Annotated in this window: 23 protein-coding genes, 1 tRNA gene and 1 pseudogene; 13 read left to right on the top strand and 12 right to left on the bottom strand. The window is 42.3% G+C overall.

Going from position 1 to position 26,493, the window contains the following annotated elements; genetic code table 11:
- Positions 1–700: pseudogene (locus ACLI1A_RS19305) on the bottom strand (transposase); the annotation flags it as partial.
- 432 nt (positions 701–1,132) lie between these two features.
- On the opposite strand from ACLI1A_RS19305, the gene ACLI1A_RS19300 reads away from it, so the two are divergent.
- The 5 genes from ACLI1A_RS19300 to ACLI1A_RS19280 all read left to right on the top strand — a co-directional run bounded on the left by ACLI1A_RS19300 (position 1,133) and on the right by ACLI1A_RS19280 (position 4,665).
- Entirely contained in the window at positions 1,133–2,131 is a 999-nt protein-coding gene (locus ACLI1A_RS19300) for a fatty acid desaturase family protein (RefSeq protein WP_411410337.1), read from the top strand.
- Positions 2,132–2,370: 239 nt separating this feature from the next.
- Positions 2,371–2,682: an RNA-binding protein gene (locus ACLI1A_RS19295; RefSeq protein ID WP_322625354.1), complete on the top strand. Its 312-nt coding sequence runs from the start codon at positions 2,371–2,373 to the stop codon at positions 2,680–2,682.
- 231 nt (positions 2,683–2,913) lie between these two features.
- A complete protein-coding gene (locus tag ACLI1A_RS19290; RefSeq protein ID WP_411410336.1) occupies positions 2,914–4,029 on the top strand; it encodes a DEAD/DEAH box helicase in 1,116 nt (371 codons plus the stop codon).
- A gap of 71 nt (positions 4,030–4,100) precedes the next feature.
- Positions 4,101–4,358, top strand: coding sequence for a hypothetical protein (locus ACLI1A_RS19285; RefSeq protein WP_411410335.1), 258 nt, complete (start codon positions 4,101–4,103; stop codon positions 4,356–4,358).
- Positions 4,359–4,422: 64 nt separating this feature from the next.
- Positions 4,423–4,665 carry a hypothetical protein gene (locus tag ACLI1A_RS19280; protein WP_411410334.1) on the top strand — a complete coding sequence of 81 codons (243 nt, stop codon included), beginning with the start codon at positions 4,423–4,425 and terminating at the stop codon, positions 4,663–4,665.
- A 214-nt stretch (positions 4,666–4,879) separates the two neighbouring features.
- Here the strand turns inward: ACLI1A_RS19280 and ACLI1A_RS19275 are convergent, their stop codons facing one another.
- The 7 genes from ACLI1A_RS19275 to ribD form a co-directional block, all read right to left on the bottom strand.
- Positions 4,880–5,641, bottom strand: a complete 762-nt coding sequence (locus tag ACLI1A_RS19275) for a hypothetical protein (RefSeq protein ID WP_411410333.1) — start codon at positions 5,639–5,641, stop codon at positions 4,880–4,882.
- A 262-nt stretch (positions 5,642–5,903) separates the two neighbouring features.
- Positions 5,904–6,992, bottom strand: a complete 1,089-nt coding sequence (locus ACLI1A_RS19270) for a PDDEXK nuclease domain-containing protein (RefSeq protein ID WP_411410332.1) — start codon at positions 6,990–6,992, stop codon at positions 5,904–5,906.
- 3 nt (positions 6,993–6,995) lie between these two features.
- Positions 6,996–8,330 (bottom strand): site-specific integrase, encoded by a 1,335-nt coding sequence (locus ACLI1A_RS19265; protein WP_411410331.1) that lies wholly within the window; start codon positions 8,328–8,330, stop codon positions 6,996–6,998.
- A gap of 270 nt (positions 8,331–8,600) precedes the next feature.
- Positions 8,601–8,678, bottom strand: a tRNA-Val gene (locus tag ACLI1A_RS19260).
- Between the two features lie 94 nt (positions 8,679–8,772).
- Positions 8,773–9,147 (bottom strand): DUF4258 domain-containing protein, encoded by a 375-nt coding sequence (locus tag ACLI1A_RS19255; protein WP_411410330.1) that lies wholly within the window; start codon positions 9,145–9,147, stop codon positions 8,773–8,775.
- 65 nt (positions 9,148–9,212) lie between these two features.
- Positions 9,213–9,833: an HAD family hydrolase gene (locus ACLI1A_RS19250; RefSeq protein WP_411410329.1), complete on the bottom strand. Its 621-nt coding sequence runs from the start codon at positions 9,831–9,833 to the stop codon at positions 9,213–9,215.
- Positions 9,811–10,872: a bifunctional diaminohydroxyphosphoribosylaminopyrimidine deaminase/5-amino-6-(5-phosphoribosylamino)uracil reductase RibD gene (gene ribD, locus ACLI1A_RS19245; protein WP_411410328.1), complete on the bottom strand. Its 1,062-nt coding sequence runs from the start codon at positions 10,870–10,872 to the stop codon at positions 9,811–9,813. The genes ACLI1A_RS19250 and ribD overlap by 23 nt, the downstream gene beginning before the upstream one ends.
- A 101-nt stretch (positions 10,873–10,973) precedes the next feature.
- Between ribD and ACLI1A_RS19240 the strand changes: the two genes are divergently transcribed.
- Complete coding sequence (locus tag ACLI1A_RS19240; protein WP_411410327.1) at positions 10,974–11,459, top strand: GNAT family N-acetyltransferase; 486 nt, start codon at positions 10,974–10,976, stop codon at positions 11,457–11,459.
- A 2-nt stretch (positions 11,460–11,461) separates the two neighbouring features.
- Positions 11,462–12,307, top strand: a complete 846-nt coding sequence (gene prmC / locus ACLI1A_RS19235) for a peptide chain release factor N(5)-glutamine methyltransferase (RefSeq protein WP_411410326.1) — start codon at positions 11,462–11,464, stop codon at positions 12,305–12,307.
- Positions 12,308–12,395: 88 nt separating this feature from the next.
- Here prmC and ACLI1A_RS19230 read toward each other — a convergent pair whose 3' ends face one another.
- The gene (locus ACLI1A_RS19230) at positions 12,396–13,640 is read right to left on the bottom strand and encodes an ABC transporter permease (RefSeq protein WP_411410325.1); all 1,245 of its coding nucleotides are present in this window, start codon (positions 13,638–13,640) and stop codon (positions 12,396–12,398) included.
- Positions 13,641–13,785: 145 nt separating this feature from the next.
- Between ACLI1A_RS19230 and hisS the strand changes: the two genes are divergently transcribed.
- Positions 13,786–15,435 (top strand): histidine--tRNA ligase, encoded by a 1,650-nt coding sequence (hisS, locus tag ACLI1A_RS19225; RefSeq protein WP_411410324.1) that lies wholly within the window; start codon positions 13,786–13,788, stop codon positions 15,433–15,435.
- 78 nt (positions 15,436–15,513) lie between these two features.
- Here the strand turns inward: hisS and ACLI1A_RS19220 are convergent, their stop codons facing one another.
- The gene (locus ACLI1A_RS19220) at positions 15,514–16,572 is read right to left on the bottom strand and encodes a phytase (RefSeq protein ID WP_411410323.1); all 1,059 of its coding nucleotides are present in this window, start codon (positions 16,570–16,572) and stop codon (positions 15,514–15,516) included.
- 24 nt (positions 16,573–16,596) lie between these two features.
- Positions 16,597–19,413: a TonB-dependent receptor gene (locus ACLI1A_RS19215; protein WP_411410322.1), complete on the bottom strand. Its 2,817-nt coding sequence runs from the start codon at positions 19,411–19,413 to the stop codon at positions 16,597–16,599.
- A 332-nt stretch (positions 19,414–19,745) separates the two neighbouring features.
- Here ACLI1A_RS19215 and ACLI1A_RS19210 point away from each other — a divergent pair, with 332 nt between their 5' ends.
- The 4 genes from ACLI1A_RS19210 (at position 19,746) to ACLI1A_RS19195 (ending at position 23,788) form a co-directional block, all read left to right on the top strand.
- Entirely contained in the window at positions 19,746–20,567 is an 822-nt protein-coding gene (locus ACLI1A_RS19210; protein ID WP_411410321.1) for an SDR family oxidoreductase, read from the top strand.
- Positions 20,568–20,587: 20 nt separating this feature from the next.
- Complete coding sequence (gene uxuA, locus ACLI1A_RS19205; RefSeq protein ID WP_411410338.1) at positions 20,588–21,742, top strand: mannonate dehydratase; 1,155 nt, start codon at positions 20,588–20,590, stop codon at positions 21,740–21,742.
- 111 nt (positions 21,743–21,853) lie between these two features.
- Positions 21,854–22,891: an arabinogalactan endo-beta-1,4-galactanase gene (locus ACLI1A_RS19200; protein WP_411410320.1), complete on the top strand. Its 1,038-nt coding sequence runs from the start codon at positions 21,854–21,856 to the stop codon at positions 22,889–22,891.
- Between the two features lie 6 nt (positions 22,892–22,897).
- Positions 22,898–23,788 (top strand): carbohydrate kinase family protein, encoded by an 891-nt coding sequence (locus tag ACLI1A_RS19195; RefSeq protein ID WP_411410319.1) that lies wholly within the window; start codon positions 22,898–22,900, stop codon positions 23,786–23,788.
- Positions 23,789–24,025: 237 nt separating this feature from the next.
- On the opposite strand, the gene ACLI1A_RS19190 is transcribed toward ACLI1A_RS19195, so the two are convergent.
- Positions 24,026–24,745: an NUDIX hydrolase gene (locus ACLI1A_RS19190; RefSeq protein WP_411410318.1), complete on the bottom strand. Its 720-nt coding sequence runs from the start codon at positions 24,743–24,745 to the stop codon at positions 24,026–24,028.
- A 250-nt stretch (positions 24,746–24,995) separates the two neighbouring features.
- Between ACLI1A_RS19190 and ACLI1A_RS19185 the strand changes: the two genes are divergently transcribed.
- Positions 24,996–26,486, top strand: a complete 1,491-nt coding sequence (locus ACLI1A_RS19185; protein ID WP_411410317.1) for a xylulokinase — start codon at positions 24,996–24,998, stop codon at positions 26,484–26,486.
- The last annotated feature ends 7 nt before the right edge of the window (positions 26,487–26,493 follow it).

The following is a 26,493-nucleotide window of genomic DNA, read 5'->3' as shown; positions in this document are numbered from 1 at the left end:
ACCTCTCTGTTGTAATCATCAATTACATTAAAGCTGCGGAACTTCCTGCCGCCTGCAAGGCTGTCGCTCATAAAATCAATGCTCCAGGTGTGGGTAAACCCCTCGGGGATAACAATAGCTTCCTTAATCCTTTCAGGCAAACGTTTCTTTATCTTTCTGCGTAAAGGAAGCCCTAATTGCTTATATACCCTGTGCAGGCGCTTGTGGTTTATTTTGGTGCCGCTATTGCGCAGGCGGTAATAACATTTCCAAAAGCCTTCCCGGGGATGGTCTTTTGCAAAGCCTTCAAGGCGTTTAATAAGCCGGGCGTCATCTTTTACTGACAGGTAAGACAAACTGCTCCGGCTGGTTTGTAAGAGGCGGCAAGCCTTGCTTTTGCCGTTGTGGAAAACACTAACCAGGTCGGTTACTATAGCTCTTTTATGGCAAGGCTTTAAAGCTTTTTTTCGATAATATACTTAGCCATGTCCAGTTCAAGGGCAAGGTCGGCATACATGCGTTTGAGCTTCGCATTTTCTTCTTCAAGGGCTTTTACACGCTTGAGCTCGCTGGCTTCCATGCCACCATATCGCTGGCGCCATTTATAAAAGGTAGCTTTGCTAACACCATGCTCACGGCTTATGGTATCAACATCTTTGCCTGATTCAAACTCCTTTAGAATCTTGGCAATCTGCGTAGGGGTGAATTTACTGGTCTTCATAATTACAGTTTTAAAGTTATTAAAAATTCTACTTTTAAACTGTACTATTTTTGGGGGAGCTTACAGTTGCTCTCGAAAAAAAAGCAAAGCAGGTAACAGGCAACTGACCTGTTGTATATCTGTAATGTAAAACATAATCCCAATCATTCACCTGTAATGAAATTGTTTTTCAAACAATAAGAAGTAAAAAAAAGCGTTATCTTTGTATACTTCAACAAAGGAACACTTCCGAAAAAATTATTGGAACTCCAATACTATAGAATGCCCTCTCACCGTCCTGTCTCATTGATTGCATAGTGAATTTAAGGTTGTAGCTATGTCGTTATCATGACAAAACGTTTGAAATTCCCTCCCAAATCCGCTTTTTTTACAGCAGTCAGGCAACGGGTAGATGCCCACTTTGCCGAAACAGGAAAGCATAAACATGCTAATATGGCGATGTGGGTCAAAACCCTCATTTTTCTTGGCGGTTTCTTTGGGTGTTATGCACTGGTTATTTCCGGTGTTCTGCCATCCTTAGCCATGCTTGGTCTTGCCGTGCTTTTAGGTATGTTCAGTGCCTTTGTAGGCTTTAATATCTGCCACGATGCTATCCACGGTTCGTTTTCGGCCAATAAACACGTTAACAAAGCACTTGGCATGGTATTCAACCTTTTGGGTGCCAGCCCTTACATCTGGAATATTTCCCATAATGGCGTACACCATACTTTCACCAATATCCCCGGTCACGACGAAGACCTTGTTATTGCCCCGGGGCTGATACGTATTGAAGAAGACGATCCCAAAAGAAAAATACAGCGCTTCCAGCATTGGTACGCATTTCCCCTTTATGGATTAGCCAGCCTGTCGTGGGTTTTTCGCAAGGATTTCATGAAGATATTCCAAAAGAAGATAGGACAGGTTACGGTGAAGCACCCGGCAAAAGAATATTTTAACCTATTTGCCTCTAAGGGCTTATATTATTTTTTGTTCATCGTACTGCCATTACTTGTCCTGAACATTACCTGGTGGCAGTTTATCATTGGTTTTGTTGCCCTGCACCTGGCACAGGGGCTCACCATGGGGCTTGTGTTCCAGTTGGCACACGTGGTAGAAGAAACGGATTTCCCGGATGCCAATACCACGGGTACAATGGAGGAAGCATGGGCAGAACACCAAATGCGTACTACGGCTAACTTTTCTTCTGACAGCCGTATAGCAGCATTCTTCCTTGGCGGGCTGAACAGGCAGATAGAGCACCATTTATTTCCAAAAGTTTGCCATATACACTATGCCGAGATTGGTAAAATAGTAAAGCAGACCGCACAGGAATATGGTTTACCCTATATTGAAAGCCCGACGTTCTTTTCTGCGATGCGCTCGCACTATCGTGTACTGAAAAAGTATGCTTATGAAGTTGGAACAGTACGTGTTAAATACCGATCGGCGTGAAAAAGTAGTGTGATATAGTTTTGTAAAAAAATCTATTTTATTGATTTTCAATTTTTTATTTTTAAAATTTCCCAGATAAACAGGTGTTGCTAATTATATTTAGCTTACCTTTGACCCATATTGGTTCTCTGCCAATGCTCACGCTGATAAGCAAATTTGTCCATCTTGTAAAATTTGTCCTTTCTTACTCTTCAGTTCAGGCGTTTCAGTTGCCTTATTTAATTTAAACAATTTACATTATGAACATTTATGTAGCAAACCTGGGGTATGGTACCTCAGAAAGTCAGGTGCGCGATGCTTTCGCTGCCTACGGAGAAGTAACTTCCGTAAAATTAATCATTGACCAGGTTAGTGGCCGTCCAAAAGGATTTGGTTTTGTAGAAATGCCAAACACCTCAGAAGCGGAAACAGCGATTGAAGAACTGAACAATTCAAGGCTGGACAGCCAGGTGATTGTGGTGAATGAAGCCCGCCCTAAACCGGCAAATTCAGGTTTTGGTTCTAACCGCGGAGGCGGTGGCTATTCAAGGTCTAACGACAGAAGATACTAAACTCATGTATACAGATAAGAATGGCTTAGGCCATTCTTGTTTTTTTCTGCCTTTTGAATTTTCTATTCCTATAATAGTGACAGTTTTTGTTTATAAAATTCATCTGGTATTGAGCGGGCGCTGCCCGGATTTATTCCCCGCATCGTACCATCCTGAGAATTTCAGGCCTTAAATACCTCTTTGGTATTTAGGCTACTACTTTAAACAAAAGCCATTACGGCACACTTTATCATGACATTTGAAAATTTAAATATTTCAGCTCCCATACTTAAAGCTTTGGGACAACAAAATTACACAACACCAACTCCCATACAAGGGCAGGCCATACCGGTAATCCTTTCAGGTAAAGACCTGATAGGCTGCGCCCAGACCGGCACGGGTAAAACCGCTGCCTTTGCAATCCCTATTTTACAACAACTGTCAGGCAGGCAGGCAAAAAAGCCAAAAGCTATCAGGTCGCTTGTACTTACGCCCACGCGTGAACTGGCAATACAGATAAGCGATAACTTTAGCGCTTACGGGCAATATCTTAGTTTAAAGCATACTGCCATTTACGGAGGCGTGTCGCAATTCCACCAGGTTAAGGCACTGCGTAACGGCGTTGATATATTGATAGCCACGCCCGGCAGGTTGCTGGATTTACTACAACAACAATACATAGACCTTTCTCACCTTGAAATATTTGTACTGGATGAGGCTGACAGTATGCTTGATATGGGCTTTGTACGTGATGTAAAAAAGATCATTACCAAGCTACCGGCTAAAAGGCAAACACTGTTTTTCTCGGCTACTATGCCTAATGCCATACAGCAATTGGCCGACAGCTTGCTTAAAAACCCGGAATACGTAAGTGTAGCTCCGGTATCTTCCGCTGCAAAAACGGTAAGCCAGAGTGTATATTTTGTCGATAAGAGGGATAAGGAAAAATTGCTTACGCATATTCTTAGTGATAGAGGAATTTCGCGTTCGCTGGTATTTACCCGCACCAAGCGTGGCGCTGACCAGCTGGTAAAGCTTCTTGTAAAAGAAGGCATATTTGCAGCAGCCATACACGGTAACAAATCTCAAAATGCAAGGCAGAAAGCATTGCAGGGCTTTAAGGTAAATCAACTTCGTGTCCTTGTGGCTACCGACATAGCAGCCCGAGGTATTGATATTGACGAGCTTCCACACGTGATTAATTTTGACCTGCCCGATGTGCCGGAAACCTATGTACACCGCATTGGCCGTACAGGTCGTGGCGGTAATAGCGGCACAGCGGTATCGTTTTGTGGAAATGAAGAAAAAGCTGACCTAAGGAGCATCGAAAAACTCATTGGCTTTAAGCTGGCGGTTTCCGCTTTGTAATCCCTTTAGCCAGCAAAATTAAACCACCAGGCAATAATACAGTATTTCACTTTTAAAATCATTTATATACGATGGCAGATTCTTTTTTTAAGAAAGAAAACAACAAGAAAAAGACCCTGATAAAAAAACAGAAGGCGCAAAAGCGACAAGACAGGAAAACGAGCAATAATAAAGGCAAAGGCTTTGAAAGCATGATTGTTTATGTAGATGCCAACGGGCATTTTACAAATACACCGCCGGAAAAGCAACTCCCGGAGGATGCCGACAAAAAGAGCATACCGGGGCAACGGATACAACGTTTCCAACAAAACGAGCGAAACGCCAAATAATAAACTCCGTTTAAGCCAGATATAACTTCTCCGCTTATGCTCTTTGCTTTAAATACGATTAACAATGGCAGATTTAAAGACTAAAATAACGTTTGTAAATGGTGAAACACTTTTTACAACACATCAGGTTTACAACCTGCTGGGCAACAGGGAAGACAGTACCATAACTTTTAAAAGGAATAAAACCCTTTGGCTTGAAGGGACTGAATACAAAGTCCTACATGTTGAATTTGTGGTCTTCGAGCGTGAAGAAAATGGCGTTACTTGTGAAGCACTGATACATATTCTCCCTATTAATAATCAATAATAGGGGTGTATTAAGACTAGGGGTATACAGGGACGAGATTGAGATACTCTTCAATATATAAAAACTCGCAACACTGGTGCGAGTTTTTCATTTATGGTTGAATTTGTCGCGTCAGTGATGCGACAAATTTAGCATATTGATTATGTGTTATTTATAATTGTTGCAACACTGCTGCGACAATTACGTACCTATGTTAAAATGATATTCGAGAATATTACTTTTCAGCTTCAGTGGCTAATCCAATAACGTGATGAACCAAAAAGGCTTCAATCAAAGACAATGCATAATCCCGATCAATTGGTAACATTTCAGGTTTTAAAACTTCGTAAACGTATTTTTCTGCATCCCATAGTTCACGAACTAGTACTGGTTTCTCTGGCTCAATCCTATCTAAAACATTCTCAAAAACAAGATTAGCTGTTTCGATAAATTCTTGCCAATCCTCTTTTTCCAGAGGCAGTGATGAAATTTTTTCGGCAAATGTACCTGATACAGAGTTACGTGGTTCCCACTCAATTTCTGTGTCCTCATCTTTGGACAACCGATAGTCATCATAGAAAACGTCTTGCTGCCACTCTAAAAATCCTTCTTCAAAGATTTGCAATTTAAATTCATCGTCAAGCTCTACTTCATTTTCGGTTTCAATACGCAAGACATATTCATCCCAATCCCTCAATTCAAGCTTGTCCATGTTCGTATACAGTAGAATTGACAACTCGATTTTGGCCGGCGAAGCGTTTGTGAAGTCCGTCCATTTTTCAAGTCCGCATAATTTGGCAATGATATGCTGGGCATTCATTAGGGTGAATTTTTCTTCGTTAATGTTGAAGTCATTTACAAGCAGGTCGAACTTAAAAAATTTCGGATCATAGTTGTAAACGTTGCGACGCAATTCCTGATTGAACGACGAAGTTTGGGTTTTAAAATCTCTGTGAAGATTTTTTGCCTGAAGTTTTAAATACTCAATAGGTTTCATAATACATACCTGTTTTTAAACCTACTTAGTTATCCTGGAGTATTTGCGTTCGTAATCTTGTTTGGATAATAAGCAGGTAGGTTAGCATTATTAAACTATTGGCTGATAAAATCTTTGCACGAACGGGCTAGCTTGCCAACAAGCATTTACAATTTTAAAAATAAAAATTTTATTGTCCAAATTATATTTAAACAATTTCTAAAGTTGGATGTACATCAATGACATAAAAAAAAACGTTACCATATCGGTAACGTTTTTAATTTTAATCTTGATTGTTATTTGGTTCGTTTTCATCTTCAAAAATATCGCTGAACTTTTGTTGCAGCAGTTCCTTGTCAGGAAGTTGCGTGCGATATTCAGCAACCATTGTCGGGGAAAGGCTCCTACTCAACGCATATTCAACTACCTGATTATTCTTGTCTTTACAAAGTAAAATTCCGATACTTGGGTTCTCGTGTTCTTTCTTGACATCTCTGTCAAGTGCTTCAAGATAGAAATTAAGTTGCCCGATATGCTCCGGTTTGAATTTACCTGCTTTCAGTTCAAAAGCAACTAAACATTGTAAACCCCGATGATAAAACAATAAGTCAATGTGAAAATCACTGTTCCCGACCATTAGTTTATATTCTTCGCCGATAAAAATAAAATCTCTGCCTAATTCCAGGATGAAATCCTTCATGCGGTTGAGCAATCCTTTTTGCAGTTCGCTTTCACTGTGTGAGTCCGGCAAATTTAGAAAGTCAAAAACATAGCTGTCCTTAAACACATCTTGGATATCTGTTTTAGAATTTTTCGGCATAACGGATTTAGGATTTTCACTTGTCATCGCCCGTTCAAATAAACTGGAATTAATCTGACGGTCAAGTTCTCTGACACTATAGTTCTCTCGAATACATAGCTTAATATAGAATTCACGCTCTTCATTTAATTTACATCGTGAGAAAATAGTCATGTGATGCGTCCAACTGATTTTTGCAATCGTACTACTCTTTACATCGATTGTTTTAAATTGTGTCATCAGTGATGACACAATTGTAGAGCTTTGATTTTTAGGCTCAAAGGATCTTTCAGAGTCTATTATTAACTTATGATTCTCCGGATAAGATTCATAGAACTGTATCATCCGATACAGTCCTCTACTATTAAAACCTTTAAGCTCTGGGTTATTACGTTGGAGATACTCTGATAAGTCAGCAACAGTTTTATCTCCCCAATCAGAAAGTTTTAATTTATTACTGATGTACATACCTACATTCCAGTACAAGTTTATTAATTCAGCATTTACAGCTTTAATAGCATTCGTGCGTGATTGTTTTATTATTTGAAGGATTTCTACAAAATTATTTTCCATGATTTAAACTTTTTTAAGATGAATAGTTCCGTGAGACAGCGCAAGCAGCTCTTTTAACTCCTGTATTTCCTGCTGCATTTTGGATATGATATCCGGAGACGGTGGCTCAGGTGTGGTTCCCTTGCTGCTTAGCCTTAATTGCAACTGCTTCATTTCCCTTCCAACAGACTGCTGCTCGGTTATGGCATACTCTTCAGTTTGCTTTACCGACTGGTGTCCGAGTAATTCTTTCACCACGTGGATAGGCACGTCATTATTAAGCGTTACGGTGCTTCCGAAGGTGCGCCTGGCCTTGTGTGTGTTCAAGGTGCTTTCGATGCCGCACAGGTCAGCTATTTCCTTCAGATAGGCGTTCATCTTTTGGTTGGAGGTTACCGGAAGCACAGAATTGCGTTCCAGGCAAAGCTTATGGTCTTTGTAGCGTTCCATAATCGCTTTGGCTTTCGGTAGTAGTGGGATATTAATATTACTTCCGGTTTTCTGCCTTTCAGTAATGATCCACATCTCACCATCGATGCCAAACTTAATATCAGACTTCTTCAGATTAAAGGCATCAATGTAAGCCAGTCCGGTATAGCATTGGAATACGAATATATCCCGCACGGTAGAGAGGCGTGGGGTAGAAAAGGTGTGGTTTTCCAATTGGGCAAGTTCATAACTGCTCAATGGCTTTTTAGGAACCTTGATTTTCTTTGCCTTGAAGCGTTTGAATGGGTCTGCGGTTATGATTTCCTTGTCGATGGCAAGCAATACAATCTTCTTGAAGTTGGTAATGTACTTCACCGCCGTGTTATGGCTGATGTTTTTTACCGTTTTCAGGTAAAACTCATAATCCTTCACAAACTCAAAGTTGAGTTCCCGGAAATCCATATCCTCTACATTGTATTTAAAGCGTAGGTATTCCTTAAGGTGCTTTTTGGCTACCTCAAAGCGTACGTGCGTACCAATGGCATATTCGCCCCTTTCAACTAAGGCTAATAATTCATCATTGTGCTTTTGGAATTCCTGGACAACCTTACTCTGCGATGCGGCCTTTCCCATCACATAGTCCATCAGCTTTTCACTGGTCACCGGCTTACCGGCATACATCAAATCGGTGCGGTACTGCTGGATTTTCATCTCAAGGGTTTCCAGAAAGAAATTCACAGTTCGTGCATCTTCTTTATTACCGGTCGCACGCTCCTTGGACTGATCCCATCGGGTGGCATCCCACCGGCGGCGTGTAGATGTTTCTTTAGGTACACCATCTACTGTAATCCTTAAGTAGATTAACCTGTCGTTTGTCTCTTTTCGCGGGGTCTTCAGGAAGAAGGTTAACCCAAAACTTGTTGCTAACATAATTCAACATTTTAAAAATTAATAAAATTAGAATTATAGCGTCTGTAAATCAAGTCGTTAAGCAGGTTTACCGGTTGACAATCAAAGTGTTACATCATATTTTGTGGCACATTTTCAAAAATTTCTTTGGTGCCACAAAAAGTGCCACAAATTTTGGGCATTTTTGTAAATTTTGATAGTGCAGGAGGGTAAAATAAAAAAACCTGCAACTTCGTAAAGTGCAGGTTTTCTGTGATTTAATCAACTTTATCCGAAAACAAAGTCTTGTAGTGGTGGGCGATGAGGGGTTCGAACCCCCGACCCCCTCGGTGTAAACGAGGTGCTCTGAACCAGCTGAGCTAATCGCCCCAATCTATCGCTTTACGTTGCTGTTATTAGTTCCGTATTGCGAGTGCAAAGATAGCACTGTTTTTTATACTTGCAAGATAAAAGAACAAAAAAATTAAAGTTTTTTTACGGTAAGTAAAGTAGCCTTTTCTTCGTTGTTTACCACTTCTATGATAATAGGCTCTCCCTTAGCATTTTTACCTTCTATAGTATACAGCTTACCTCCTTTTACAGGCTTGTTACTTTTATCAAAATCCACATCTCCATACTGCAATGTCATATCTACATCCTTTTGGTTCACCCAGCCTTCGGTATACGTTTTCTTTACCTCATCGCTTACATAAATACCTTTAGAACGTATATTTTTTAGCACACGGCAGTTAGGCAGGTAACAAAAATCCTGTCCGCGTCCGTTAAATATCATTGTTACAAGAAATCCGCCCAGGGTAAGCCCGAACAGGTAGTATGCTAACCTGTATTTAAATTTCATTACTTAAAAAATTTGTGCAAAAATAGTCAAATGAGCGTTAGCACATTACTAATTACACAGATTATTTAAGCCGATTTCTCTAAAGAGAATATAGGCCTGTCAAAAAGCTGGGTAACATCCTCTTCCTCTTTAAGCAGCGTCCACACTTTCATACCCAGCGCTTCAGCTACATCGGTATTGGCCTTTTTATCGTCTACCATCAACGTACGCTTGGGGTGCAAATTATGGTTTTTAATCAGCATGTTAAATGCCTCTGCATCTGGTTTCCTCACACCCGTTTCATGGGAATAATATACTTTTTCAAAGCATTGATAAAAATCACCATAGAAACTGCTGCCGGTATCGTGTTCAAATTTCTCTATATGAATTGAATCGGTATTGCTCAGCAGGAACAATCGGTAATTTTCAGAGAGTTTTTGTAAGAACTCAAGCCTTTTTAACGGAAAATCGCCAATACTCGCGTTCCATGCATCCGCAATTTCACTTTCTGAAGCATTATTTGTGCGCTGCTGCAGCGTTTTTATGAAGTATTCGCGACTCATAGCACCAACTTCGAAACGGCGTTCAAGTTTTTGCAATTCGCTGTCCCAATCGGTAAGACCTAAAGCAGCCAGTGCCCTGCGCTGGGCTTCGGGATTTTTATTTAGAAAGACATCCCCAAGGTCAAATATTATTGCTTGTACCATAATTCCTCAATATTAAAAGTTCATCATTAAGGATTTGTTGTTTTGCAATCACTGTACCAGCTATCTCCGGAGACACCACTCCCCTACCGAAAACGGCGGTACCTTTAAATATTCGGGCTTCATCCCATAAGCCGGCATCAATAAAGCTTTTCAGGGTTTGGCTACCACCTTCAATTATCACAGAAAGCAGGTTGTGCCTGTACAATACTTCCGTAATGTGTTCCGGAAGACGGCTACCGAAATCGATTTGCTCATACAACAGATTCTCTAAATTAGTAAAATCTGTTAGTTCCGTCAAAACTATCGTATTGATTTTTTGATCTTTAACACTGCACGTACTATTAATCTTACCCTTGCTATCCAGCACTATACGAACCGGATTTGGTCCCGACCACGACCGTACGTCCAGCTTGGGATTATCATCAAGTACGGTTTTTGTACCCACTAATATTGCAGCTTCTTCACTACGCCATTTATGAACCAGTTGCCTGGAGTAAGCATTAGTAATCCATACCGGCTGCTTTTCGTTTCGCGTTTCCGGACTCAAAAAACCATCGGAACTTTCAGCCCATTTTAGTATAATGTAGGGTCTTTTCTTTTCATGAAACGTAAAAAACCTGCGGTTGCTCTCACGGCATTCTTTTTCTAAAACACCCACAATTACCTCGCGCCCGGCTTCCCTCAGTTTCCGTATACCGTTGCCCGCTACTTTTTCATGAGGATCGGTAGTTCCTACAACTATCTTTTTTATCTGTTGTGTTATAATCAGGTCGCAGCATGGAGGTGTTTTGCCATAATGGCTACAGGGTTCCAGGCTTACATAAAGCGTGGACTCCGGTATAAGTTTCCTATCAGCATCAACTACCGAATTTATACAATTTACCTCGCCGTGCGGACCTCCATAAGGCGAGGTATGCCCCTCTCCTATTATCCGTCCTTTATGCACCAGCACCGCACCTACACTTGGGTTTGGCATAGCGGCACGCATACCGTTTTCGGCAAGGTCCAGGCAGCGCTGCATGTAAAATTCGTGAGTCATGTTTGTAATTAAAGTTGTAAAGTTAAAAGTTTTCGCCTTTAAAGCAGCAGCACATTAAATCAACAAATCCCCAGATTAACAAATAACCGTATTTTTGCAGTATGCAAAATATTGTAATCCGAAAAATCCAACCTGAAGATAACGCGGCCATAGCAGCCATTATTCGTGGGGTATTTGATGAGCTTGATGCACCCAAGACCGGCACAGCCTATGCCGACCCTACACTGGATACACTTAGTAGTGTATATGTAGGCGATAAGTTGATATATTGTGTAGCCGAAGTTGATGGTATTGTTGTGGCCGGAGCCGGAATTGCTCCGCTTGAAAATGGACCCGACGGAGTATGCGAATTACAGAAAATGTATAGCAACACCGCTGCCCGCGGAAAAGGCATTGGTGCCCTGCTTATGGAAGCCTGCCTGAAAGCCGCAGTTGAATTTGGCTATAGCCAATGCTACCTGGAAACCCTGCCCTACATGGAAGCCGCGCAAAAGCTATACAAGAAGTACGGATTTGAGTATCTTGATGCCCCTATGGGATGTACAGGCCACAGCTCATGTCCGGTATGGATGCTTAAAAAGCTATGATTATGACGATAAAAGAATACAAAGATATATTTACCGAAAAGCTTGCCCCACTATATGATGTGGCCGAAGCAGAGCGTTTTTTTTACATTTCGCTGGAAGAATTAAAAGGGTGGAAACGCATGGATTATTTGATGCGTAATAACGAAACGATATCTGGAAACGAAGAGGAACAATGGCAAAATGCATTGCATCAACTGGAACAATATCGGCCTATTCAGTATATTTTTGGCAAGGCGTATTTTTATAGCCTTGAGTTTAAAGTAACTGAAAACACCCTTATTCCACGACCTGAAACCGAGGAGCTTGTAGAATGGATAATCCATGAAAACAACAAACGCACCGAGTTAAACATTCTCGACATAGGCACAGGTACCGGCTGTATCCCCATTAGCCTGGCTAAGAACCTGCCACAAGCACAAGTAGCAGCAATAGATGTTTCGGCAGAGGCTTTGGCGGTAGCCAAAGAAAATGCGTTAACAAACGACATAAGTGTAAACTTTATTCAAACCAATATACTCGCAGCAGAAAGCCTGCCACAGCAGTATGACGTTATTGTATCTAATCCGCCGTATGTACGCAATCTTGAAAAAGCAGAAATAAAGCCAAACGTGCTGGAACACGAACCACACCTGGCCTTGTTTGTAGAGGATAACAACCCACTTATTTTTTACCGGAAAATAGCGCAACTGGCACTACACCACCTAAAGCCGGGCGGTAAGCTGTACTATGAAATTAACCAATACCTTGGCCCGGAAACCGTAGCTTTATTAGAGGATAAGGGCTTTAAAAATGTGGTACTCCGCAAAGACCTTTTCGGTAACGACAGGATGATTAGCTGTACTTTATAAGTTTTCAGTCGCAGTCACAGTTTCCAGTAATAGTATGTGATCACAGTTTTCAGTTACTGCCTGCTGAGACTAAAAACTGCGACTAAAACTATTCGTATCGCAAAGCCTCAACCGGATCTAATTTTGCAGCTTTTATTGCCGGAAGTAACCCCGAAAAAATGGTTACCACCACTACAATACCTAATGCCGAAAGTGTAGCTTTCCATGGCATAACAAAACCAATATCAAATCCCTTAGCAACACCAAACCCAAGCAGGATTCCTAAGACTATACCTATAATCCCTCCTATTAAACAAATAACAAGGGTTTCGGTAAAAAACTGAGTTGCTATGGTTATTTTCTTGGCACCAAGCGATTTCCTTACACCTATTTCGCGTGTACGCTCAGACACAGAAACCAGCATTATATTCATCAACGCTACCGAAGAGCCAAATATGGTAATGATACCCACACCCCACGCTATACCTTCTAAATAGTCGGTGTTAGACTTCAGCTTTTCCAAAAGCTCATCACTGCGCTCTACACCAAAGTTTTCGGTAGCCGTAGGTGGTAGCTTACGTACTCTGCGCATGGCCAGTATAGCCTCGCCCACAGCACCATCTAAAAAGTCCTGGTGCGTAACCCCCACTTTTATTGTATAGTCTATACTGGGAGAGGTGAAAAGCGAACGTGCAAGCTGAATAGGTACAATCACATTAAGGTCCTGGCGGTTACCAAAGGTAGACCCACGTGCCTTAAGCACGCCTATTACCTTAAACTTAGCCCCGCGTATAGACAGTACCTGTCCTATAGGATTTACATCTTTAAGTATACCTTTTTCAAAATCAGAACCTACAATACATACATAACTGTTGTTAGCCACATCAAAATTTGAAAAATTGCGCCCTTGTGTAACTTCAAGTCCTGAGTTTGGTAGGAAATTCTCGTCAGCACCCACTACAGTGATTTCCGGATCCGATTTTTTTGTACCAAATTTCACTTCCGCATTGCTTGCCGCCACAAAAGACAACGATGTTTTAATACCCGGAAAGTTATATCGATCCTTAAATGCCTTGGCCTGCGGGTAGGTTATCGCAGGGTTTTCGCGGGCATCAGCATCATTCTGGCGGCCCATACGGTTCCTGCCGTCATAGCGGGAGATACTAAAGGTATTAGCCCCCATACCGCCAAAGTTGCTGCTTAAACTGTTTCCGAGTACGTCTACAACAGTAAGTAACACCACCAGCGCAAAAATGCCCAGGCTGATAATAAACACGGTAAGCGTAGTACGCAATGCCTGCCCTTTTATGGAGCCCAGCGCTATTTTGGTATTTTCCCTGAAAAGGTTAAACATGATACGGTTCCTGATTGAGAATTAAAACTAAAATAAACATTTCTGTTTATTGTTTGTCGCTCATTGTGCAGGGTTGTTACACTCCGGTATCCGAAATCTTAAATCTAAATACCGAAATGGCTATATTTGCACAAAAATTTATACAATGGCAAAACCGGGAATCCCAAAAGGAACAAGAGATTTTTCACCCGCAGAGGTGGCTAAGCGTCAGTACATCATGTCTGTAATAAAACGACATTTTGAACTGTTCGGCTTTCAGCCTATAGAAACCCCTTCGTTTGAAAACTCAGACACCCTGATGGGAAAATACGGCGAGGAAGGCGACAGGCTTATTTTTAAAGTATTAGATTCAGGAGATTATCTTTCAAAAGTTAGAGATAATGTGAATGATTCTACGAGGCTAGTCCAAAGTTATTATAAAATACTGAATGAAATTAACACTTCGAAGCAAATTAATATTGATTATGATTTCGACAATATATTTCATTTAAAGCTCCTTTCAATTTTCGATAATCCTAACAGTAGTGCTTACCTTTTTATGCAAGAGTACTTCAAGGAAAATAAAGAACAAATTTTAAAGGACTTTAATTCAGTTGATAACCTTGCAGTGCAATCTTATATTTTTTCAAATTCGTTTTCTTCATTTTTAAAAAAATATAATGAAATCTTTCTAAGCACAAAGAAAGTAACCTCTGTGATTTCTGAAAAAGCGCTGCGATACGACCTAACCGTGCCGTTTGCCCGTTATGTAGTACAGCACCAGAATGATATAACATTCCCTTTTAAACGCTACCAGATACAGCCGGTATGGCGTGCAGATAAACCCCAAAAAGGGCGTTATCGTGAGTTTTACCAATGCGATGCCGACGTAGTGGGCAGTACTTCTCTCTGGCAGGAAGTAGAGCTGGTACAGTTGTACGATGCCGTTTTTACCTCACTTGGACTGGCAGGTGTAACCATAAAAATAAACAACCGTAAGGTACTTGGCGGTATTGCCGAGGTTATAGGCGCCAAGGATAAACTAATCGACTTTACCGTTGCGCTTGATAAGCTTGATAAAATAGGTGAAGCCGGTGTTAAGGCCGAAATGGAAGCCAAAGGCATTAGTGCCGAAGCAATAGAAAAAGTACAGCCGCTATTTAACTTTACAGGAACCATTAGCGAAAAAATAGAGCAACTTGCCAGCCTGCTTGCTTCATCTGAAGAGGGTATGAAAGGTGTAGAAGAGCTTCGTTTTATTTGCGATAACGTAGCCGAAATTGGACTGGGTACTTCATTCCTTGATTTGGATGTTACCCTGGCACGCGGGCTTAACTATTATACCGGAGCTATATTTGAAGTAGCGGCCCCTGAGGGAGTGAAACTGGGCTCTATAGGTGGTGGTGGCCGTTATGACGACCTTACCGGCATCTTTGATAAAAATAGTAAGTTGAGTGGTGTGGGTATATCATTTGGTCTTGACCGTATTTATCTTGTAATAGAAGATTTAGGCCTGTTCCCCGAAACAGTTACCGAAGGTACTAAAGTACTATTTGTAAACTTTGGCGATAAAGAGGCTTTGTATGCCCAAAAGGCAGTTTCACAACTTCGTGTTGCAGGTGTAAAAGCCGAGCTTTACCCTGATGCAGCCAAGATAGGCAAGCAATTCCAACATGCCGATAAGCGTACCATTCCGTATGCGGTAATGGCTGGTGATGCCGAAATGGCATCAGGTACCTATACCCTGAAAAACCTGGGTACAGGTGAGCAACAAAGCGTTACTTTTGACGAGCTTGTTGCAGTACTGAATAGCTAATAGCATTACCCATATAAATAAAAAATGAGGTGAAAAACATTATGTTTCTCACCTCATTTCTTTTATGATACATGCTGGTTATTTCAGTCCGTAACCTTTGTCTATCAATTGCTGAATAGTGTTCCAGTCGTAGTAATGAAACGTCATACCGTTACTCATGGCTACAAGCATGCCGTTAGGGAACTTACCGCCCAAGTTTACGCTGGTAGCATCGGCACCGTCGCATTCTATGGTAGAAGTAGGTATTTCTGCCAGTAGCGGGTGGTTGTTAGCATCGCCGTTTACACCTTCCCTCGGGAAAACCATAAACGTATTAGATTGCTGGTTAGATACTAGTATGTAACCCGTAGTAGCTGTCTTTTTGTAAATAGCTATACCTTCGTGGTCTGATACAAATCCTTTTGTACCAAATAGCGCAAGCTCCTCATTGTTCTTAGCATCAGGGTCGGCTATATATTTCTTAATCCCCAGGGTCTCGTCGCAATAGTAAATGTAGCCAAGCTCATTATCTACAGCTATGGCCTCAATTTCTTTTTTGGCACTGAAGCTACCAAACTTACGCACCACCTGTGCTGCGGCATATCCGTTACCGGAATCGCTAATCCTGTACTGCCACAGGTAAGAACCTGATGGGCCGCTTTTGCGCCCTACCACGGCAAATATCGCCTTGTCTGACGGGCGCGTGTATATGGCAACCCCCATAGGGCCTTTTTCGGTTTCTCCTTCAAAAACAGGTATACCGCCATTATCCAGCGGTTTCATATCAGGGATAGAAAAAATACGTATCATGTCGCGCTCACGCTCAGTAGTAATGGCTACATCATACTGCTTCCCTCCTATGGTAAGTCCATAAGCTATGTCTACGTTATTTGGCCTTTTCAGGGTTTCGCTTTTACCTACTATTTTCCCGGACAGGTCATATACATACAAGCCTCCATCGGTATCCTTATCGGTGCCAATTATTAAACTCTTAGTAGCATCTGCCGGGTTTATCCATACCGACGGGTCATCGGTATCGTGTGGTGTGGGTTGTGTAACTACGGTAGGTTTTATAGCATCGGCTTTTACAGGTGCAAGGCCGCTTTTGCATGATGCCAAAAGTGCAAGCGCAGCAAGTAGTGTTATGTGTTTTTTCATGAAATAGGCAAAGATTCAAAATTACTAAAAGTCAAACTTAAGACCAAGGTTAAAACGGCCTTCATAGAACTCAACCTGTTTGGTTCTTGAAGATATACCCTGGTAATAGCGCAGTGGCTGGTTTGTAAGGTTGTTAGCCTCAGCAAATACGCGAAGATTTTTGGTTATTTTGTATGAAGCGTTGGCATCAACAAAAAGCTGCTTGTCGTAGTAGCTGTCCTGGAACGCATCTGAACCCAGTTCGTCAAGATAATCGGCAGTATAGTTTAAAGATACCCTTGCAGAAAACTTGTTGTTATCCCAGAAAAGAGAACCGTTAAACATATGTGGCGCAGTGCCCGGAAGACTCATACCTGTACGCTCTTCGCCATCTTCGTTAGTTATACCGTTTGCCTTAGATTCGGTAAAGGTATAGTTTGTGTAAATACCAAAGTGCTTAAGGAACCCCGGAAGGAAATCAAGCTGGCGCTGGAAGGCCACCTCAAATCCGTATACGTCTACAGTTTCACCATTACGTGACTGGATGAATGTCCACTCCTCACCTGCCGGCACAGGGTTATCCTGGCCCGGGAAGTCTGCAGCAAAATCAGCAGTATTGTACTGATTATTGCTGTAAGTATAAATAAAATCGTTCAGGTTTTTATAAAAAGCACCTGCTGATACAAGCCCTACCGATTTAAAGTAGTTCTCTGCCATAAAATCATAGTTATACGAGTAAGTAGCTTTCAGGTCCGGGTTACCGGCTATAATTTCAGAATCGGCTGCAATGTTATTTACATAAGGTGCCAGCGCATAGTAATCCGGCCTTGCAAGTGCTGTAGTAAAGGCAGCCCTTAGTATAAGGTCGTCTGTAGCATTGTATTTAAACTGAAGGTTTGGCAATACGTTAGTGTACGAGTTTGTATTGGTTATAGTACCTTCCAGTTCTTCTTCGTCAAGTACCCTGTTACCGGTATAGTCTATGTTTGTATTCTCTATACGTACACCCACTATCATAGATAGTTTAGAGGTAAGATCCTGGTCCCAACGTACGTATCCTGCATAAATATTTTCTTTTGCGGTATAGTTTACGGCAAGGTATTCAGACGGATCAAGTTCACTTTCAAAAAGCGACGGGTTGTTTAGGTCAAGGTTACCTAGGTAATCAGCCGAAGCAAATGTACCCGGAATATATTTACTGCCCGGATTAAATCCACTACCGTTAAAGTAGCTGGTATTTACGTCTGCCAGTGTTGGCGCATCGCCTACAGGCTCGTAAGCATAGAAAATATTGTTCCGGTCTTTGTTTTTAATCCTTAAGCGGGCACCGACCCTCATACGGCCTTTTTGCTCCTTAATTATAGATAGCGGAAAACGGAAGTTAAGCTTGGCACCAAACTCACTCTCTGAGGTATTATCCCTGTTTTCAGTCAGTTCTGACTGCTCAAAAGAACCAAGGTCTTCGCCTGTGGTGCCTATAAACGGCCTTTCGGGGTTAGAAACGTCTTGCGTAAAAGCCAAACCTTCCTGCTCAAACTCTATATACCTTTCACCCGGACGGAATTCACTGGCTTCAGAGTAGTTCATCTGCCAGTCCATGTCCAGGCCCGGTGTAAGCAGGTGTTCTCCACGTAGGGCATAGTTTTGTACACGCTGGTCTTCCAGCCTGCGGCTTTTGTTACGATTGTTATCTATACCACCTTTTGTTTCACGTTTTACACGTCCGGTAAAGCTATCAATGGTAGTACCATCGGCAGCATAATTAGCCTCAATATCATCATACGTAGTACGGAAACGGTTTTCGCGGTCGTCTCTCCAGTTGTACATGGCATTACCGTAAATGGTGTTGTTTTCGTTAAACTTATAGTCAAATGCTATAGCACCACTGCGGCGTATACGCTGCACATCATACTTACGTATGTCCATTTCCTCTACATAGGTATTGCCTGCATCGTCGTTTACCCATACGGCTTCCACGTTATCAGAACCGAAGTCGTTGTTATTATACGAACCGCTTATTACCATACCCAGTTTACCACCCAGGTAGCGGTTACCGTATACAAGGCCTGCGGTGTAAATAGGGTTTTCCCTTATAGGGGCATAACCACCGGCAAGCGTTGCCGAAATCCTTTCACCGTTTGGTGCGGCACGGGTAATAAGGTTTACCGAACCACCTATTGCATCACCATCCATATCGGGGGTAAGGGTTTTGTTTACCTCCATGGTAGCAATCATATCTGACGGAATAAGGTCCATCTGTACGTTACGGTTATCACCTTCAGCCGAAGGAATACGGTCGCCGTTAATGGTTACCGAGTTTAGTGCCGGCGCAAGGCCACGGATAATAATGTTTCGCGCTTCGCCCTGGTCGTTCTGCATAGTAATACCCGGCACACGCTTTAGCGCATCACCTATATTAGCATCAGGAAAACGCCCCACCTGGTCACTCGAAATTACGTTTGTAATGTTTTGGTTGTTCTTTTGTTGGTTCAGTGCACGAGCCTGTCCGCGAAGACGATCGCCTACAACTACTACCTCATTAAGATTTTCAGAGTTAGTACTTATGGCAAAGTTTACCACTATTGTTTTACCTGCCTCAACAGTTACATCCTGCTGAAGCGTTTGGTAACCAATGTACAATACCTCTACCTGGTAACTACCGGCAGGGACATTTAAAAATTCGTAATCACCTATCTGGTTAGAAATGGTGTAACGGTTGCTGCCTGTAAAGCGAACGGTAGCGCCCGGAAGTGAAAAATTATTGTCTTTGTCTGTAATTTTTCCGGAGATTACGCCATTACCCTGGGCATAACTTCCCATGGCCGCAAGGATTGCGACCAACACGAGTAGTTTTTTTATCATGTTGTGTTTAGTTGTTAATTGGTGGCAAAACTAATGGTGCAATGTTTTGCAAAAGTTAACTGAAGATAATCCTAAGGTTTTAATTACACCTGCCATTGTTACGTAATCTTAAAAAACAGCGTAATTGTGGCTCTTCACAGCTTTTTCCACTTTAATTGCCACAACCGTCACCGCCAGCCATTGCGCATAAACAGCTTTTCCTTACAGATACGATAAATCCTTTAAAAAAACTACGAATACGTTTTAGTTAAAATTCTGATGGTTTTAAAACCCCTACAAACTTTTTGGCTTAATATTGAAGCATAAAAAGACAAAACAAAGAATAATTGCAAATGAACATCTTAGACACCTTTTCTTTAAAAGGAAAAGTAATTGTGGTAACCGGTGGTACAGGAGTACTGGGCGAATCATTTATAACCGCCATAGCACAGGCAGGTGGAAAAATTGCAATACTGGGTCGTAACGAAACCAAAGCCAATGAGCGCGTGGCGCTGGCTGAAAGCCTGGGGGCCGAAGCTTTGGCTGTCATTGCCGATGTAACTAATGAGCAGGATGTTTTACAAGCAAAAGACATTATAATAAACCACTTTGGCACCATAGACGGGCTTGTAAATGCTGCCGGCGGAAACATACCCGGTGCTACCATAAACCCGGGAGAAAACTTATTTGACGCTTCTATGGCCGATACCATAAAAGCAATAGAAATAAACCTATACGGCACCATAATACCTACCCATATTTTTGGGAGGGTTATTGCCGAAAAAGGCAAAGGTGCTATTGTAAACATTTCCTCGTTGGCAGCCAGTCGTGCGATTACCCGCGGAATGGGTTACAATGTAGCCAAGCACGGTATAGACGGATACACCAAATGGATGGCCACAGAATTATCATTACGCTACGGCGATAAGGTGCGTGTAAACGCTATTGCACCGGGCGTATTCCTAACAGACCAAAACCGCAGCCTGCTTACCAATCCTGACGGTACTTTTACTGAAAGAGCACAAAAATTTGTAAGCAACACACCTTTTTCCCGCTTGGGTGAACCGCAGGAACTTGAGGGAACTCTTGTATATTTACTTAGCGATGCATCAGGATTTGTAAACGGTGAAATCATTTTTGTAGACGGCGGGTTCAATGCCTGGAGCGGCGTATAATTTATTTAAGCATGAAGAACATGAAACTTGAACAAACCTGGAGGTGGTATGGCCCAGACGATACCGTAACATTACAGGATATAAAACAGGCCGGTGCTACCGGAATAGTATCTGCATTACACCATGTACCCCATGGCGCCGTATGGACGGTAGACGAAATACAAAAACGTAAAAAACAGATAGAAGATGCCGGACTTACATGGAGTGTTGTAGAAAGCGTGCCGGTACATGAAGCAATAAAAACACGCAACGCCGATGCCGAAAAATACTTGGACAACTACAGGCAATCGCTTAAAAACTTGAGTGCCTGCGGCCTGAAAACGGTGTGCTATAACTTTATGCCCGTACTGGACTGGACACGTACCCAGCTTGACCTGGAAATGCCAAATGGTGCCAAAGCCCTGTACTTTAACTGGGCTGACTTGGCGTATTTTGACATTTATATCCTGAAAAGGGAAAATGCAGCAGCCGACTACTCCGAAGATATACTAAACGCAGCAGCAAGGAAAGAAACCATTACCGAAACAGAGAAAGCTACCCTACAGGAAATTATACTTATGGGTGTGCCGGGCGAAGACAGCACCACACTGGAAAGCCTTACCCAAAGCATCATCACTTACCAGAGCATTGGCTTTGACGGGCTAAGGGAAAACCTGTTGTACTTCCTTACATCCATAGCAGATGTATGCAAAGAAGAGTCTATTAACATGACCATACACCCGGATGACCCTCCGTATCCTATACTTGGCCTGCCAAGGATAGCTTCTAATAAAGCCGACCTGGAATTTATAATAAACGGGGTAAACGAAGCCTTTAACGGTATTTGCTTCTGTACCGGTTCACTCGGAGCCGGATCACATAACAACATTAATGAAATTTTTGAAGCCGTAAAACACAGGGTTAACTTCATTCACCTTCGCAATGTAAAAAAAGACACTCAAGGCAACTTCTTTGAGGCAGACCACCTGGATGGCGACGTAAATATGTATGGTATAATGAAAGCCATTATAGAAGAAAACAACAAACGTACTAATCCCATACCGTTCAGGCCGGATCACGGTCATCAAATGCTGGACGACCTGCACAAAACCACCCATCCGGGCTATTCGGCTATAGGCAGGCTACGCGGGCTGGCCGAACTACGCGGACTGGAGCTGGGTATTATGGGTCAATAACAATTAAAGCAATTTTCGGGGTTATATAGGGCGGGGCATTAGTGCCCTGCTTTTTTTTGCCATAACCTTAAAAATGCGGGACGGTTTCATTAAATTTGATAAAATTTAACCATGAAAAAACGTTTAGCCATATTACCACTTGTACTTGCTTTAACCACAGCATTTACAGCCTGCACATCAACCAAAAACACTACTGCACAAAATAATACGTTTGCCAAAGGTGCCGATGTGGGCTGGCTGCCACAAATGGAAGCTACCGGCTATAAATTTAAGGATGCAGACGGCAATGAAAAAGATTGCCTGCAATTACTTAAAGACCGTGGCATGAATACCATAAGGCTGCGTGTATGGGTACACCCAAACAACGATAAGGCCAGTGGGCATTGTAGCCCCGAAGAAACCGTAGCTATGGCGGTAAGGGCGCAAAAAATGGGAATGCGTATTATGGTTGACTTTCATTATAGTGACTCATGGGCAGATCCCGGTAAGCAAAACAAGCCTGCTGTCTGGGCAAACCACAGTTTTGACGAACTGCTTAATGATGTATATCAGCACACCTACGATGTACTTGCTTCACTGGAAAAAGCAGGTGTTACGCCAGAGTGGGTCCAGGTGGGCAACGAAATTCCGGGTGGTATGCTGTGGCCCGATGGCAGTACAACAAACTGGCCGCAACTGGCACAGCTATTAAATAAAGGATATGAAGCTACAAAAGCCATAAATAACAACATTAAGGTAATTGTACACCTTGATGAAGGTAACAACAATAAGAAGTTTAGAGAGTTTTATGACAATGCCACCAATAATAATGTAAAATATGATGTTATAGGCATGTCGTATTATCCGTTTTGGATAAAAACCGACTATACCGAGAATATTGCCGACCTGGAAAACAACCTTAAGGATATGGCTAAACGCTACAATAAGGAAGTAATGGTTGTAGAAGTAGGCGGCGAGGACACTAAAGTAGAAAATACCCGCGATATGCTGGTAGCGGTAATTAAAGCTGTAAAAAAAGTACCTAACAACAAAGGGCTTGGTGTTATTTACTGGGAACCGGAAGGTGCCCGTAGCTGGAGCCACTATGCTCTCAGTGCCTGGATGGAAGACGGAACACCATCACCTGCACTGGATGCCTTTAAAGAATAAATGAAAATGCCTGAAAAAATAAATGCAGTATCGTTCGGAGAAGTATTGTGGGATGTATTCCCCGAAGGAAGAAAAATAGGGGGTGCTCCGCTAAACCTGGCTCTGCGTATGCAAAGCCTGGGTTGCAACGCAGGCATGATAAGTTGTGTGGGCAACGATGCTTATGGTGATGAAATAGTTACCTATGTAGCAGCACAGGGGCTTAATACCGAAGCCATAATAAGAACCGAAAGTTACCCTACCGGGGTGGTAAATGTTACGCTGGACAATACCGGTTCGGCGAGTTATGATATTCATTACCCTTCGGCTTGGGATAAAATTGAGCTAAATCAAGCCGCCGAGAAGCTGGTAGAAAATACAGACGTACTTATTTACGGTAGCCTTGCCTGCCGCGATGCGGTTTCAGAATCGGCACTGGAAAAGCTACTGCACTACCCTGCCTTTAAGGTATTTGATGTAAACCTGCGTCCACCGCATTACAGCATAGCAACTATTAAAAAATTAATAGCAAAAGCAGATTTCATTAAATTTAATGATGACGAATTGCTGGAAATAGCTATTGCCATGGGTTCGCAACACAAAACCATAGAAGACAACATGCAGTTTATAGCCACTGCAACGGGTATTACATCTATGTGTGTAACCCGGGGTAAACATGGCGCACTGCTCATGTGGCAGGGCCACTTGTACAACAACGATGGCTATAGCGTAAAAGTAGCCGATACTGTGGGTGCAGGCGACTCTTTCCTGGCTACACTGATTATGAAACTGCTTAGCGGGGAAAACCCGCAAACTGCATTAGATTATGCCTGTGCCATGGGCGCACTGGTAGCAGCATCGGTGGGTGCCAACCCTGATATTACAAACGCCCAGGTTGCGGCGCTTACAGGCAAATGATATGCTTTACATAAAAAATTAATGCCGGGAACCACCCGGCATTAAGCTCTAAAAAATATTTAAAACAAACCAAACCTCTTCTTAGCTCCTTTAACTGTTCAGATTCTGGCTATAACCACTACAAAAATAAGTAGCAGGCACGCATAAAGTGTCCTGTACTTGCCTGACTTAGACTTAAATAATGCTTAAAATACTATTAAAAACAACATTAATAGTTAAAAAGTAAGTAGAAACTGACTAAAACTCGAAGTTAAAGCCTTTCTTAGTAAGTTTCTCGTAGATTTTTTCGTCAAACTGGTATAATTGCGCTGCACGATGCGACACGTTTTCCTGCTTTTCATCCAGCGGAAGCAACAATTTCATACGCAAAAATTTACGCCTGAAATTAGATTTATCCATAGCTATGCCTAAAATTTCCTCATAAAGCTGCATCAGCTCAAATAAGGTAAATTTCTCAGGTAACAGGTTAAAACCTAACGGCTCCTGTTTTACCCTGTTTCGCAAATGACCCAAGCTGTAATTTAGTATGTCGTTGTGGTCGTATATCAGCTTAGGAATATCCTTTATCTTATACCATTTAGCATCTGAAGCGGTAAAACCTGCTTTAATATTGTAGTCTTCGCGTTTTACCAATGCATAATATCCTATAGTAATAACACGCCCCAAGGGAAAACGATCAGGTTCTCCAAAGGCTTTTAGCTGCTCCAGGTATACGTCATCAAGCCCTGTTAGGTCGGCCAGCAGCCTGTGCGCAGCGGCATCAGTACTTTCGGTTTCCTTAATCCACCCACCGGGTAAACCCCATTCACCTTTACGTATACCTTCGCCGTGCTGAACTAACAAAACTTCAAGGCTGCCATTATCAAAACCGAACACAACACAGTCGATGGTTATAGCATTCATCACCGTGCGTTCTACAATTTTTCCGGACTCCCTATCAATAAATTTCTTCAGCATTGCTTCACTTAGAATAAAACAAGGCGAAGATACATAAAAATTGAGAATTCTTAACAAATTCTATTTTTTTCATCATCTGTTAATAAATCTGTTAGCAACTAAGAATAATAAATTTTTTACGCAAAAATTTTGCTGAAATCAAAAATACGCCGTATACTTGTGGTCATATTTACCATAAGAAAAAACGTTATAGTCGCCGAAACCATTAGTGTTTGTGGGACTTAGCGCTAAAAACAAGCAAACCGAAGCAATGTATTTTTTAGGAATCGATTTAGGAAGTTCGTCAATTAAACTATCGGTATTGGATGCCCAAAGCGGCACCATCACCGCATCGGTTACCGTACCGGAATTTGAAATGGCCATTGAGGCACCACAATTTGGCTGGGCCGAACAAAATCCGGAAGCGTGGTGGGCGTATACCAAGGGAGGTATAGCACTACTAAACAGCAAATATGGTATCGATCTTAAAAAAATTGCCGCTATAGGTATAGCGTACCAAATGCACGGCTTGGTACTTACAGACGAAGAGCTGAATCCGGTGCGTCCGTCAATTATTTGGTGCGACAGCCGCGCAGCCGAAACCGGAGATGCCATTTACCAAAAAATGGGTACCGACAAGTGCCAGCAAAGCATACTGGGCAGCCCGGGCAACTTTACCGCTGCCAAACTTAAATGGGTAAAAGATAACGAACCGGAGGTGTTTAATAAAGCGCGCTTTATGATGCTGCCGGGCGACTATATTGCAGCCAAGCTTTCGGGTGTGGCACAAACTACGCCATCAGGGCTTTCTGAAGCTGCTTTGTGGAACTTTGCAGAAAACCGTCCGGCTACCGAAGTGTTGGATGCTATGGAATTACCGCACAACCTACTGCCTGAGGTGGTGCCTACTTTTGGCCAACAGGCAAGCATAAACCCTGAAATTGCTGACGAGCTTGGTCTTAGCAACGATGTAAAAATAACCTACCGCGCAGGCGACCAGCCAAACAATGCTCTTTCGCTTGGTGTGCTAAATGCTGGTGAAATTGCTACTACAGCGGGTACATCGGCAGTAATATACTCGGTTACTAAAGCAAATGCTTTTGATGCAAACAACCGTGTAAACACATTCTTACACGTAAACAACATTGAAGAAGATAAAAGTAACGGTGTGCTGCTTTGTATAAACGGTAGTGGCATACTGTACCAATGGCTACGCAAAACACTAAGCACTGGTGCAGACGGACTTATATCATACGAATCACTGAATACTGAAGCTGCAAAAGCCGAACCGGGAAGTAAAGGACTGCGCTTCTACCCTTTTGGTAATGGCGTAGAACGTATTTTCAGCAACAAACCGGCTATGAGCGGTATCCAGAACCTAAACTTTAATATACACAACAGCCCCGAAGTGGTACGCGCTGCCTGCGAGGGTATAGTGTTTGCCATGAACTACGGCTTTGATATTATGAAAGGGATCAATGCCGGAGGAACCGTAGTAAAGGCGGGCAGGGCAAATCTGTTCCTTAGCCCGGTATTCCGCGAAATATTTGTAAACACTACCCAAACCACACTAGAGCTGTACAACACCAGCGGAGCCGAAGGGGCTGCCCGTGGCGCGGCGTACGGAAACGGCTACTACCCTACCCTTGATGCCGCCTTTGAAAACCTGGAGCATTTAGAAACTATAGCCCCAACGGAAGAGCTAAGCGCGAAATACGCTGAGATATACAATACCTGGAAATCCCATATTAATTCCCTATAATAAAATT

It is taken from the genome of Flavobacterium sp. RHBU_3 (genome assembly GCF_046613565.1).
In the GTDB taxonomy this organism is placed as follows: Bacteria; Bacteroidota; Bacteroidia; order Flavobacteriales; family Flavobacteriaceae; genus Flavobacterium.
The sequence above is the reverse complement of the archived record's forward strand: the minus strand, read 5'-3'. Positions and strand labels throughout refer to the sequence as shown.

Excerpts from the sequence above, each read along its gene's own strand:
- ACLI1A_RS19270 (WP_411410332.1), bottom strand. The coding sequence starts at position 6,992 with ATGGAAAATAATTTTGTAGAAATCCTTCAAATAATAAAACAATCACGC.
- hisS (WP_411410324.1), top strand. The coding sequence starts at position 13,786 with ATGGCAAAACCGGGAATCCCAAAAGGAACAAGAGATTTTTCACCCGCA.
- ACLI1A_RS19240 (WP_411410327.1), top strand. The coding sequence starts at position 10,974 with ATGCAAAATATTGTAATCCGAAAAATCCAACCTGAAGATAACGCGGCC.
- ACLI1A_RS19250 (WP_411410329.1), bottom strand. The coding sequence starts at position 9,833 with ATGGTACAAGCAATAATATTTGACCTTGGGGATGTCTTTCTAAATAAA.
- ACLI1A_RS19215 (WP_411410322.1), bottom strand. The coding sequence starts at position 19,413 with ATGATAAAAAAACTACTCGTGTTGGTCGCAATCCTTGCGGCCATGGGA.
- ACLI1A_RS19255 (WP_411410330.1), bottom strand. The coding sequence starts at position 9,147 with ATGAAATTTAAATACAGGTTAGCATACTACCTGTTCGGGCTTACCCTG.
- ACLI1A_RS19195 (WP_411410319.1), top strand. The coding sequence starts at position 22,898 with ATGCCTGAAAAAATAAATGCAGTATCGTTCGGAGAAGTATTGTGGGAT.
- ACLI1A_RS19210 (WP_411410321.1), top strand. The coding sequence starts at position 19,746 with ATGAACATCTTAGACACCTTTTCTTTAAAAGGAAAAGTAATTGTGGTA.
- ribD (WP_411410328.1), bottom strand. The coding sequence starts at position 10,872 with ATGACTCACGAATTTTACATGCAGCGCTGCCTGGACCTTGCCGAAAAC.
- prmC (WP_411410326.1), top strand. The coding sequence starts at position 11,462 with ATGACGATAAAAGAATACAAAGATATATTTACCGAAAAGCTTGCCCCA.
- ACLI1A_RS19290 (WP_411410336.1), top strand. The coding sequence starts at position 2,914 with ATGACATTTGAAAATTTAAATATTTCAGCTCCCATACTTAAAGCTTTG.
- ACLI1A_RS19185 (WP_411410317.1), top strand. The coding sequence starts at position 24,996 with ATGTATTTTTTAGGAATCGATTTAGGAAGTTCGTCAATTAAACTATCG.
- ACLI1A_RS19200 (WP_411410320.1), top strand. The coding sequence starts at position 21,854 with ATGAAAAAACGTTTAGCCATATTACCACTTGTACTTGCTTTAACCACA.
- ACLI1A_RS19300 (WP_411410337.1), top strand. The coding sequence starts at position 1,133 with ATGGCGATGTGGGTCAAAACCCTCATTTTTCTTGGCGGTTTCTTTGGG.
- ACLI1A_RS19280 (WP_411410334.1), top strand. The coding sequence starts at position 4,423 with ATGGCAGATTTAAAGACTAAAATAACGTTTGTAAATGGTGAAACACTT.
- ACLI1A_RS19265 (WP_411410331.1), bottom strand. The coding sequence starts at position 8,330 with ATGTTAGCAACAAGTTTTGGGTTAACCTTCTTCCTGAAGACCCCGCGA.
- ACLI1A_RS19230 (WP_411410325.1), bottom strand. The coding sequence starts at position 13,640 with ATGTTTAACCTTTTCAGGGAAAATACCAAAATAGCGCTGGGCTCCATA.
- uxuA (WP_411410338.1), top strand. The coding sequence starts at position 20,588 with ATGAAACTTGAACAAACCTGGAGGTGGTATGGCCCAGACGATACCGTA.
- ACLI1A_RS19295 (WP_322625354.1), top strand. The coding sequence starts at position 2,371 with ATGAACATTTATGTAGCAAACCTGGGGTATGGTACCTCAGAAAGTCAG.
- ACLI1A_RS19285 (WP_411410335.1), top strand. The coding sequence starts at position 4,101 with ATGGCAGATTCTTTTTTTAAGAAAGAAAACAACAAGAAAAAGACCCTG.
- ACLI1A_RS19220 (WP_411410323.1), bottom strand. The coding sequence starts at position 16,572 with ATGAAAAAACACATAACACTACTTGCTGCGCTTGCACTTTTGGCATCA.
- ACLI1A_RS19275 (WP_411410333.1), bottom strand. The coding sequence starts at position 5,641 with ATGAAACCTATTGAGTATTTAAAACTTCAGGCAAAAAATCTTCACAGA.
- ACLI1A_RS19190 (WP_411410318.1), bottom strand. The coding sequence starts at position 24,745 with ATGCTGAAGAAATTTATTGATAGGGAGTCCGGAAAAATTGTAGAACGC.